This window comes from Endozoicomonas sp. ALD068 (assembly GCF_049310145.1).
GTDB lineage: Bacteria > Pseudomonadota > Gammaproteobacteria > Pseudomonadales > Endozoicomonadaceae > Endozoicomonas_A.
The window spans coordinates 6,758,260-6,769,843 of sequence record NZ_JBLYNU010000004.1 but is presented as its reverse complement, the minus strand read 5'-3'; the positions used below and the strand labels follow the sequence as shown (position 1 = coordinate 6,769,843).

10 protein-coding genes are annotated in these 11,584 nt (G+C 44.8%); 3 read left to right on the top strand and 7 right to left on the bottom strand.

Annotated features, from left to right (window positions below):
• Positions 1-43: 43 nt before the first annotated feature.
• The gene (locus ACO6V5_RS24500; RefSeq protein ID WP_422135130.1) at positions 44-1,120 is read right to left on the bottom strand and encodes a MalM family protein; all 1,077 of its coding nucleotides are present in this window, start codon (positions 1,118-1,120) and stop codon (positions 44-46) included.
• A gap of 465 nt (positions 1,121-1,585) precedes the next feature.
• On the opposite strand from ACO6V5_RS24500, the gene lamB reads away from it, so the two are divergent.
• On the top strand, positions 1,586-3,097 hold the full coding sequence (gene lamB, locus ACO6V5_RS24495) for a maltoporin LamB (protein WP_422410328.1): 1,512 nt from the start codon (positions 1,586-1,588) through the stop codon (positions 3,095-3,097).
• Positions 3,098-3,672: 575 nt separating this feature from the next.
• On the opposite strand, the gene ACO6V5_RS24490 is transcribed toward lamB, so the two are convergent.
• Positions 3,673-4,656, bottom strand: a complete 984-nt coding sequence (locus tag ACO6V5_RS24490; RefSeq protein ID WP_422410326.1) for a transposase — start codon at positions 4,654-4,656, stop codon at positions 3,673-3,675.
• A 113-nt stretch (positions 4,657-4,769) separates the two neighbouring features.
• Entirely contained in the window at positions 4,770-6,551 is a 1,782-nt protein-coding gene (locus ACO6V5_RS24485) for a hypothetical protein (protein ID WP_422410324.1), read from the bottom strand.
• Between the two features lie 354 nt (positions 6,552-6,905).
• Here ACO6V5_RS24485 and ACO6V5_RS24480 point away from each other — a divergent pair, with 354 nt between their 5' ends.
• A complete protein-coding gene (locus ACO6V5_RS24480; RefSeq protein WP_422135134.1) occupies positions 6,906-7,046 on the top strand; it encodes a hypothetical protein in 141 nt (46 codons plus the stop codon).
• Positions 7,047-7,096: 50 nt separating this feature from the next.
• Here the strand turns inward: ACO6V5_RS24480 and glk are convergent, their stop codons facing one another.
• The gene (gene glk, locus ACO6V5_RS24475; protein WP_422410322.1) at positions 7,097-8,068 is read right to left on the bottom strand and encodes a glucokinase; all 972 of its coding nucleotides are present in this window, start codon (positions 8,066-8,068) and stop codon (positions 7,097-7,099) included.
• 107 nt (positions 8,069-8,175) lie between these two features.
• Between glk and tcdA the strand changes: the two genes are divergently transcribed.
• Positions 8,176-8,982, top strand: a complete 807-nt coding sequence (gene tcdA / locus ACO6V5_RS24470; RefSeq protein ID WP_422135136.1) for a tRNA cyclic N6-threonylcarbamoyladenosine(37) synthase TcdA — start codon at positions 8,176-8,178, stop codon at positions 8,980-8,982.
• 16 nt (positions 8,983-8,998) lie between these two features.
• On the opposite strand, the gene ACO6V5_RS24465 is transcribed toward tcdA, so the two are convergent.
• The 3 genes from ACO6V5_RS24465 to ACO6V5_RS24455 are packed head-to-tail and all read right to left on the bottom strand — an operon-like array spanning position 8,999 to position 11,572.
• Positions 8,999-9,985 carry a flagellar motor protein MotB gene (locus tag ACO6V5_RS24465; RefSeq protein WP_422135137.1) on the bottom strand — a complete coding sequence of 329 codons (987 nt, stop codon included), beginning with the start codon at positions 9,983-9,985 and terminating at the stop codon, positions 8,999-9,001.
• Complete coding sequence (gene motA / locus ACO6V5_RS24460; RefSeq protein WP_317145266.1) at positions 9,982-10,833, bottom strand: flagellar motor stator protein MotA; 852 nt, start codon at positions 10,831-10,833, stop codon at positions 9,982-9,984. The genes ACO6V5_RS24465 and motA overlap by 4 nt, the downstream gene beginning before the upstream one ends.
• A 4-nt stretch (positions 10,834-10,837) precedes the next feature.
• Entirely contained in the window at positions 10,838-11,572 is a 735-nt protein-coding gene (locus tag ACO6V5_RS24455) for a sigma-70 family RNA polymerase sigma factor (RefSeq protein WP_422135138.1), read from the bottom strand.
• Positions 11,573-11,584 lie beyond the last annotated feature (12 nt).

The window sequence follows — 11,584 nt, the reverse complement described above, 5'->3', positions numbered from 1 at the left end:
ACAGAATGCGGCCGCTTTAATAGGAAACGACAGGCTGCAAGTGTTAACTGTTCGTCTGTCGCCTATAATCAAACAGCTTATCCACTTCATCCAAGGCAGCCTTGATCTGATCAATGACCTTCAATGCCGCAGCTCCCTGACCGGCCTTCAGGTGCTCGTATATCTGCAATTGGTAGTGATACAGGACTTTCCCGCCATAACCGACTCTAACATCAGTTTTAGGGGCATTCAGTTTATCAACGGGCTTACCATACTGTTCAACAAAGTACTCCTCTGTATCCCTGACAATACTGCCCAATTCAGCCCTTGAGACAAGAGCCCATCCAATATCGCATGACTTAAGGCCTTTATTAACAGCATCAACATAATACTGCAGAACTTCTTTTGTAAAAGGGTCCTGTACCGCTTTTGGAAGTGCTGTAGCAGAGACAGCTACAGGAGCAATGGTCGTTGAAGCATGAGCCACCTCTGAACTTTTTATACTGATGGCCAGATACCCTTTGTTTCCATGAATGGCTACAGGATCTGAAACTGGCGGAGCTACAACGCCGTAAGCTCTGGCATATGCCCTGGCCTCATTCATCAAAGTAGTTCTTCCTTTCCTCAGTTCATCGGTGGTGTAGATAAGCATACAAACAGCTTCCTCATTGGAGCGTTTGTCATTATCGATGACGAATTGGGCTTCAATACTTTCAGGGCTGGTAAACCCGGGCTTTTTGTACTTGATCTGACTTTCAGGTATATGGGCTATGATATTGTGCGACTGATCCAGAAGTGCAACAGCCGGATAGAACAGCTGTTCTTTGTCGCCATCCTTGACCACGTAGCTGTTAATATTCACTTTATGAATACCCGTTGGCGGCAGACTGAAAGCCAGTACCGGAGTCTCTCCGGTGGATTGTTTTAACCTTGAAGTAAAGTCATTAACGACAACGTTAGTCTTTTTTTTATCGCCGGGATAACTGATTGGCTGACAGGTAATATGTTTAACCGAGTTGTACACTTTGCCTTCTGAGTCTGGCTGCCTGACTATCTCTTCGCGGCTATTGAAAAAAGTACAGCCCGTCAGGGTTATCACAGGGACAATAATACACAGCGAAAGAATCTGTTTTTTCCGCATTCCAAACACATCCCGTCGTTTATAAGATCTTCTTAATGCTGCGTTAATTTGGCCGCCTGGAGTGCCAACTGTTCTGATACCTCTCAACAAACTCATAAACTGTATACCTGAATTCACGATCAACAAAAAATTGCAGCATTTTTTCACTATCAGTAACAGTATTGCCGCACAGGCTCTGGGAGCCTGTCTGCAAACATAGTCGTATTTGTGTCAGACAGGATAAAAAACTCTATTATCTGCTATTTTTTCCTGTTTACTTTGCTGATTGCGAATCTCTGGTCTAGATTTTTTACGGGTATGCCGAAAACATAATTCTCAAAGTCATTCGGTTTATTTACTCAAGCCGCCATGAATATGTGATGGCTTCAGGATCTTGGGAAACCGCATCTTCATGGCAACAGGCCAGAGCAACTTAGCCAACGGTTAGCTCTGGTCAACTGTCGTACACACACAAGGTAAATAGCAATGATTCAGATACAGAGTACTCTGTCTGCTCTGGGTCGCAGTATTGGGGTTATTTCTCTCGCTTCCCTCCCTGCACTTTCCTGGGCCTTTGAAGAAGTTAACGTTGATTTTCACGGCTATGCCCGCTCTGGCGTAGGTCGTTCAGCAGAAGGAGGAGATCAGGCCTGCTTTAAAGCGGCTGGGGCACCCGCCAAGTACCGCTTGGGTAATGAGTGTGAGACCTATACCGAGCTGAAGTTTGGTGCTGAGTTGTCTAATGATAATAATACCTCGTTCAGGCTGGATACCAATATCGCCTATAAGGTTTTCCAAAATAATGACTGGGAAATGCCCGGAATGGGTGACGATTATTATGGCAACAATGAGTTTGCCCTGAGGGAAGTCAACTTACAGGCCACTAATATCATTGAGGGTATGCCGGAGGCTATGCTCTGGGCGGGCAAACGCTTCTACCAGAGACATGATGTTCATATGAATGACTGGTACTACTGGGATGTTTCTGGCCCCGGAGCCGGTATTCAGGATATCGATATTGGCATAGGCAAGTTTGATATTGCTTGGCTAAGACATACACCCATCGTTGAATATTTTGACAGCAGTGGGTCTTACGAAAAGCAAGCTGTTGAAACCGATGTCATAGATCTCAGACTAAAGGATTTGAGACTAATGGATAATCTCAGCCTTGAACTGGGAATTGACTACGGGAAGGGAAATCCTCCTGACAAGCATGAAAACAAGGAGGCCCTTGATAAGGACGGATGGATGCTTACAGCTGAGTTGACTTGGGAGGTTCTGGATGGCTTTAACAAGTTTGCAGTGCAATACGCTAGTGATGGCATGACGGGTCCAGGTGTTGGCTCAACCGGACGAGATATTGTCTCAGCAGAATGGTACAAAGGTAACAAGCTCTTCAGGGTACTTGATCATGGCTCGTTCTCTCTGAGTGACCAGATGGACATCATGTACGTTGCAGCATGGACTCAGGTCGAATACGACGAAGAAGCTCAAAGGCTGAGTGGGTTGCCCGATGACCCCCTCTCCTTGCCTGACAAAAGAACTTGGATAACTGCAGGTATCAGACCCATCTGGAAATGGACTGAAATCACCAGTACTGCAATTGAGCTGGGTTGGGACAAAGTAGAAAATGCCTTTTATGATAGCTCTTTAAACGGTGGTAAAGGTCAGGGCTTTGATAGTCAAGTGACCAAATTTACTATAGCTCAGCAGTTCCATCCAAAGTTTGGAGCGTTTGTCAGACCCGTTATCAGAGTGTTTGCCACCTATGCCAAATGGGATGGGATCGAACAGGACTGGATATTAACTCCAAAGGATGAAAGTGATCCAGACTCCAAAGACGTCATGTGCATTGGTGAATACTCTGCAGATCAGTGTTATAGCGCTGCTGGTCTGGGATATTTCGATACAGGCACCTCTGCGACTCAAATCATAAGAACCTTTGGCGCTGAGACCGACGGCTGGACATACGGCGTGCATTTTGAAGCTTGGTGGTAATGGTTTAATCGGTAACTCTTATAACCAAAATAAGGCTGCATTGAGGTGGCCTTATTTTTTCTTGTATTTAACGCATATCTCCAGCCTTGAACAATAAACTTATACCCGCAACAACAAACAAAAATATAAGACACCCAAAACATAAGACACCCATAATAAAATATAAAAAATATAAGACACCCATAAAAAATGGCTCTTCAGGGAAAAAATATAAGAATATAAGACACCCATAATATCAAAATATAAGACACCCATAAAACAAAATATAAAACACCCATAAAAAATGGCTCTTCAGGGATATCTGTGGGAATGTAAGACACCCACAAGAATGTAACAAGAATATAAGACACCTATAAAACAAGAATATAAGACACCCATAAAAAATAAGACATTCAAAAACTGCATCCCCAAAAAGGATCAGAAAATCTATCTTCAACCAGCGTATCAACGAGCCACACAGCGCCATCCAACGAACAGAAGCTGTTCAAGCCATAATTCAGACAATGCAAATTCATTCCGAGATAAATCGAAGAGAGATAAAGAGAGGACCTTTGACGCCTTGACAGACTTCTACGCTAACCTGTCAAGTACAAACGACTACAGGCGTTTAAACCTCGAAGCCACTTCTGTCCGGCTTCAAGTGCATAAGTCTTCATTGCCTCCAGACGACCAACTGCCCGATAAAAACGATTATTACATTGCATGGTTTTCAACCACTCATCCGGATCAATTTCCAGTCTTTGAAGAATAGGAGGGGTATACGACGGGATGGAACCTTTCTTATCTGTCCTGACAATGCGGCCACTCCAGTCAACCAGTTCCAGATAGTCGTGAAGAAGGTAGGGAAGGGCAATGTCCGTATTCTGGCCCTGCAAACAAAAAGGTTTCAGGGTCAGCGGCTGTTTTTTAGTCTCAGAATGTGTAACCTGCTCCACGCGTTCCTGAATCGACGTGTAGTCTGATGCTTCCGGTCTTTCTACCTTTCCAGCCCGAATCGGATTCAAGTCAACATAGGTCATGCAGGTCAGTAACGCTGCTTCGTCCAGCAGTGCCTGGCTTTTAAAACGACCTTCCCAGAAGCGTCCTTTACACTCGTCTTCTTTATTGGCCTCACGAGCAAGATGTTCATTCAGGCAGCGCATAAACCAGCTGATATCCGTTAAACGACGCCGGTATTGCTCAGCATATTCATCAATACGGGCCAATTCAGCGCTGCCCAGTTTGTCAGCGGCCAGATGCCTTTGCACCAGGAGCGGACCTCTGAACAAGGTCGTCCAACGATGAAGCACCTCATTCCGTGACCAACCTCTGGCAGATGACTGATTGATGTGCAAAACCACGTGATAATGGTTCGACATGACAGCGTAAGCGCAGACTTCGATAGCAAAGACTGAAACCAGTTCCCGGAGTTTATCCACCACCCATTGGCGGCGATGCTCGTAGTTCTTGCCAGTCAGGTGGTTCTCTCCACAGAGGTAAGCCTGACGAACACATCTTGCCGTGCAGTGATAATAAGGCGTTGAGCTGGGGTCAATCAGAGTATTGCGGGCCTGAGCCATGGACTCACCTGTCTGGGTAAAAAATCAGTGATGGATGAAAAAGTAGACCAAGTGGATGGTAAAGCAAATTTATGGGTGTCTTTTTTCTTTAATTTATGGGTGTCTTTTTTCTTTCATGAATAAAACAAGTGTTTAATATCTTTCTGAATGCTTTTCGGAAGCATTGTCAATTCCTGTCCTCTTGAATGTCTGTCTACAGCACAAATGCAGCGATACTCAAGAGGGCGAAAACAAAAATGGGCTTTGTGCTTTTCTAACGTATCGTTAAAATAACACTTCAATTTTGGTTTTTTTTCTGTAGGCCCTTCTAATTCATTTTCTTCTAAAATAGGGAGAACTCCATATCTGAAAACGCTTCTAAGAGCTAACTTAGAATACTTTATTGGAGATTTTGACATAGCTAAAAGTAGAGGTTTGCCTTTAACCTTAAGAGACTCTGGTTCAATTCCATTATTTCTTATTTGTTCTAACGCAAGCTCTCTGAGTTGTGGAAAGTTATCCCATTTTTTTAAAAAAAGTAGTTCTAGCGCATTGTCACGAACCCTATCTTTTTGATAGCAATCTGCCCCATTCTTAATCAAAAGCTCAATAATATTTGCTAGCTTTTTAGAAATAACTTTGTCCGAAGAATTACTTTTTATTACTTTAATCAATGGGCTCATTCCTGCATCGTCAGAAACATTAGGGTCCAGCCCTTTGTGCAACAAAGTTTTCCATGCCTTTAAAGAATATAATTCTGGATATCTTGACATCGCTAAAAGTAGAGATTGGAGATCAACCATAATAGAGTCAAGTTCAATTCCATTATTTCTTATTTGTTCAAGTGCAGATTCTCTAAGCTTTGTAAAGTAATCCCATTTTTTTGAGCAAAGTAGTTGTAGCGGAGTTTCACCAGAGCCACTTTCTTGATTGCAATCTGCCCCATTCTTAATCAACAGTTCAATAATAGTTGCTAGCTTTTCAGAAGAATTCTTATCCAAAGATTTACTTTTTATTACATTAATCAATGGGCTCATTCCTGAATCGTCAGAAACATTAGGATCTAGCCCTTTGTGCAACAAAGTTTTCCATGCCATTGAAGAATAATAATCTGGATATTTTGACATAGCTAAAAGTAGAGGTTTGCCAACAGCCATAATAGAGTCAGGATCAATTCCTTTATTTATTGTTTGTTCAATTGCAAGCTCTCTGAGCTTTGGAAAGTCATCCCATTTTTTTGAGCAAAGTAGTTGTAACGGAGTTTCACCAGAGCCAATTTCTTGATAGCAATCTGCCCCATTATTAATCAACAGTTCAATAATAGTTGCTAGCTTTTGATTAATAACGTCATCCATAGACTTGCTTTTTATTACATTGGTCAATGGGCTTTCTCCAGCATCAGAAACATTAGGGTTTAGCCCCTTTTTCAACAAAATTTTCCATGCCATTGTTGAATAATTTCCTGGAAATGTTGACATAGCCAAAAGTAGAGGTATGCCACGAACCATAATAGAGTCAGGTTCAGTTCCATTATTTATTATTTGTTCAAGGGCAAATTCTATGAGCTGTGGAAAGTCACCCCATTTTTTTTTGCAAAGTAGTAGCAGCGGAGTGTCACCAGCGCCATTTTGTGGATTGCAATCAGCCCCGTTCTTAATAAAAAGTTCAATAATAGTTGCTATCTTTTCAGAACGAGCTTTATCCATAGAGTCATCATCTGCCGCCCATATTACATACATCAGTGGACTGATTCCCAGATTATCAGAAATATTAGGATTTATTTTATTCAAAGTTTCTTTCCATACTTCTAAGGAGTATCGATCAGGCTTTATACTCATTGATATAAGGTCTGCTCCTCCAAGCCCACAACCAGGATATTGATACGTCCCAACACTTTGACCAATTGTTCCAAACATGCTGCATTCTTCCTTCTTAAACTCTCAAGTTATAACTTTTGATTGTTTGAATGCTTATTAGTTTCCTGAATAGCCTAACCCTATAGTTACATCAACTGACATATAACTACTCAACCATACGAAATCATATTTTCTGACTGATTGTTCAGGCACTCGCGGCAACTGCTCCTGCGTTGCTCTAGCTCCTGCATCCATGCAGTCGTGATGCGTTGCAACTCTGGTCACATAGCTTGCTATGTTCCCGTCGTTGCGCCTTGCAGAGCACCTGCCCAATAAGCCAGAAATATTCGATTCCGTATGGCTGAGTACTCATGAGCCGTAGCCCCGTCAGGGGCAAATACAAACCCTCTAGAAATGCTGCAGGACAATGAAATTGCTGAATTCCTGGCCGAAGCCCATCTGGACGATGATCCTGCCGTGTTCACTGATCATTTTTTAACCACTTATTTGCAGTTTGTTACTTCCCTGAAGTTTGAGAAACCACCCAAAGGTTAATCCCAGACTTATCCACAGCCTCTGGGGATACTTTTAGAAGACAGCTGACTTTAATAATGACCTGAACGGTTCAAATAGGCCGCCGCTCCGGTTAACCCGGGATTTTCAGACAATATGAGCCATGTTGGTATGCCTGACATGTAGTCTTTCATCTTGTCTCTGTTCTCAAAGGCCTTACGGAACGTTCCTCTGGCAAACAGCGTTTTAACTTTGGGGATAATGCCGCCCGCAATGTAGACACCACCCCTTGCTCCCAGAATCAGTGCAGCATTCCCGGCGGTATTACCCAGAATCTCAAAAAAGTGATCCAGCACTTCGTAAGCGAGAGAATCCTGTTCTTCCAGAGCCTGAACTGTAATATCTGCCGCCTGCAGTTTATCCATCCGACCATCCAGGCTCGAGTGCGCTTCATAAAGTAATTCCAGACCTGAGCCGGAAAGTATTCTCTCAACTCCCAGCAACCCCCCAACTTCTTTTCGGATAAATCTCCAGACACTGATATCTCTTTCAGTAGAAGGTGCAAAGTCGGCATTGCCCCCTTCTCCGGGCAAAGCTTGCCAACCCACAGGCGTTTCGATCAATCCACAAAGCCCCAGACCGGTTCCGGGACCAATTACCAGCTTGACGGCATCAGGATCAAAGTCCAGCTCAGGCCCAACAGGCATGAGTTCGCTTACAGGAAGGTGAGGGACCGCCAGAGCCTGTGCGGCAAAATCATTGATCAGTGCCATCACTTCCAGTTCAAAGTCTTGTTTGAACTCTTGCTGATTAATTTTCCAGTGGCTGTTGGTGAAATTTACCCTTCCACCCACGACCGGGCCTGCAACAGCAAGACAGGCCCTGGCAATGGTTTCAACCCGCTGATTTTTCAGATAGAGCCGAACGGCATCTTCCAGATCGGAATAATCAATACTCGACATCGTCTGAATGCCTTCCAACACCAGACTGTCAGGTTTCACCAGGGCAAAGCGGGCATTGGTACCACCAATATCCCCCACCAGAGATTGCAATACTTCAGTCATCGGATACATCCAGGCCAACAGGCTTCATGACAAGTGAGGATGTCAGTATTATAATCCTGCGCCCGAACTCCTGACCTGAAAATGCCTGAAAAGCTCCCGGACTCTCTATGACAGTTGCTTCAGAAAACTCAACCAATGGCTATGACGCCCGTTTTGGAGGAAGCCGCAGGCTCTATGGCAACGATGCTGTAGACCGACTGAGACAATCTCATGTCTGCGTCACAGGCATTGGCGGAGTCGGCTCATGGGCAGCAGAGGCTCTGGCCAGAACCGGGGTAGGGACTATTACTCTGATCGATCTGGATGATGTCTGTGTCACTAACATCAATCGTCAGCTTCATGCCACCACTGAAACCATTGGCCAGTCCAAATGTGAAGTGATGGCCAGCCGCATTCAGTCCATTAATCCGGACTGCCAGTGCCATGTTATTGAAAACTTTGTAACGACCGAAAATGTGTCTGAACTGATCAGTCCGGACTTTGATTATGTATTGGATGCCATAGACAGTTTCAGAATCAAGGCCGCCCTGATTCATCACTGCAAAAGAAACAAGATTCCTGTCATCACAACCGGTGGGGCGGGCGGTCAGGTCGATCCTACCCAGATTCAGATTGCCGATCTTACCAAAACCTGGCACGACCCTCTGGCAAAAAAAGTCAGAAACCATCTGAGAGATTTCCACGGCTTTACTAAAAACAGCAAGCGGAAGTTTGGTGTCGATTGTGTCTTCTCTTCAGAACAGGCCGTTTATCCTCAGCCCGATGGCACAGTGTGCCAGCAGAAGCCTGCTGATATGGGTTCTACAAAAATGGATTGTGCCAGTGGTTTTGGCGCCACCACTGTTGTGACGGCTACGTTTGGCTTTGTGGCTGTGTCTCGAATCATTAAAAAAATCATCGATAAGAAAACTTAAGAAACTGGTCAGATGCTTAATTGTCTCCCCAGTTTATATCATCTTTCATTTCTTCCGGAAGCTGATTGTCCCGGGCTTTGTCCAGAGCTGTGCGCATTTTCTGCGAGTCTTCATCACTCAGTTTTTCGGTGCCTTCCTGAATTACATCTTCGGTACCTTCTTCAACCGGTGCAAACATATCTTCAATCCGCTTTTCCATTTCCTCGTTCAAAAACAGAATTTCAATTCTACGATTGGAGCTGGATTCAGGGTTTTCAGGGTCGCGCAGTACCCGGTCAGCCATACCCAACACCATCATAATCCGGGACTCCTCCAGTCCTCCGAAAACCAGTGTTCTTCTGGCAACCTGAGCCCGGGCTGATGACAGTTCCCAGTTTGAATAGTTATTCCTCTGAAAGCCTGAGCTGTCGGTATGACCGCTGATCATGAGACTGAAAGAAAGTTTGTTCAAAATAGGGGCCATCTCAAGCATTAAATCCTGAAAAAATGGCTGCAGTCTCGCGCTCCCCTTTTCAAACATATTCTTCTTGTTATTGTCCAGAATGACAATGCGTAAGCCTTCCGGTGTTTTCTCCAGATCAATGTAATCTTCATATCTTCCAGCTGATTTACTGCCGCCTACCAATTTTTGTAATTCATCGGACAGCTTGTCGAAAATCAGCGTGTTATTCAGGGTTTTGTCCATATCCTCAGCAATAACTTCAGTCTCTTCCCTGCCTCGATTGTTTGCCCCTGGTCTGGGAATATTCACCAAAGTATTCATTCCCCCAAAATTAATGGGCTTGGAACTGCTTGGATGGCGGAATGAGCCCGGATCTTCAAAATAGGTGGCAATGGCTTTCTTCTGTTCCTTGTCCGTGGCGCTCATGATCCAGAGCAAAAGAAACAAAGCCATCATGGCAATGGCAAAATCAGCAAAGGCTACTTTCCATGAACCGCCATGATGTCCATCACCATGACCGCCATGTTTCTTTTTAATGACAATGACATGATCTTTACTCATGAGCCGTCCAGCAACTCTTCCAGTTCACTAAAAGTGGGGCGTTTGTCCGCAAAAAGCATTTTCCTGCCGGAATCCACTGAAACAACAGGAGGAAAACCGGACTTGTTACTGCCCAGCCCCACCCTGATGCAATGAAATGCTCTAATCTCCTGATCGATTGAGTGACCAATGGCCGTTGCACAGGGTCCTACTAATCCGTAGGCCATAAATATGCCAAGAAAAGTACCTGTCAGAGCCGCAGCAATCAATCGGCCCAGTTGATCCATTGGGCCATCTATCGCACCCATAGTAATAACGATACCCAGTACTGCCGCGAGAATACCGAAACCCGGCAATGCATCAGAAATCAGCTGCAGAGCATCCGCCGGACGCATCATTTCTGACTCCATGGATTCAATTTCTTCCTCAATAATGGTTTCGTATTCGTGGGGCTCAATGCCGTCTACCAGTGACAACCTGAGGTTTTCAGTAATGAAGTTATAGATATGAGGGGTCTTCATTATCAGAGGGTATTTGGAAAAAACATCGCTGTTTTCAGGGTTTTCTATATGCTCTTCAAGCGCCTTGGTCCCTCCCTTTTTTTTCGCCATATTGAACAACGTATACAAAAGAGAGAGCAGCTCATCAAAATATTCACGATTAAAACCTGAATTATTGACGGTATAAACCAAATGTCGCCCGGCCGCTTTGACAACATTCGTTGGGTTGGCAATCATAAACGCCCCCAAGGCGCCACCACCAATCATCACTATTTCTGCTGGCTGCCAGATAGCCCTCATTTCACCACCCGCAGCCATAAAGCCACCAAAGATGCAGCCTAGCTGGATAAGCAGCCCCAAGATTTTCATAACACTATTCCCTGTTCCATTCTTCCAGCAGCGAGCGCAGTCTTAGAACAGCCTGACGGTGTAACTGACAAATACGGGCCTCCGTCAGATCCAGAGCTTCTCCAATTTCTTTCATATTCAGTTCATGAACATAATAGAGATTCATCAAATGTTGCTCTCGTTCCGGTAACTCCTTTAAAGCATTTGCCAGGGCCCTGCTGCGCTCCCCTCCCATGGCAACCACTTCTATAGAGTCATCCTGATTAACCTCTATGATTTTGCTGTCAGCCTCACCCTGCATCAGCCCATCCAGACTCAGCAGATTGTCGGAATTACTGCTCTGCAACATGCGGTGGTATCGCTCAAGGCTGACACCAAGCTCTTTTGCAATTTCTGACTCGGACGGAGCCCGTCCCAGCTTTGTATTAAGCGTCTGAATTGCCTTCCTGATCTTCTGTCCGTGTTCCCGATCTGTTCTGCTGCGCCAGTCCCACTGTCGTAACTCATCAATCACTGCGCCTCGAATCCGGGTTTTGGCAAACTGTTCAAAGGGGACTTTGCGGCCCGGATCGTAACGACTGGCAGCATCCAGAAGCCCCATCATCCCGGCTTGCAAGAGATCATCCCGGGAAATGTTACTACCCAGACTACTGGCCAGATGCAGCACAATCTTTTTGACCAGAGACAAGTGCTGTTTAACCAGAACATCCCGCTGATTTCCTGCCTGTTGGCGATAAGCGTCAAGTCCTTTTTGCTGCATCTCAGCCACTAA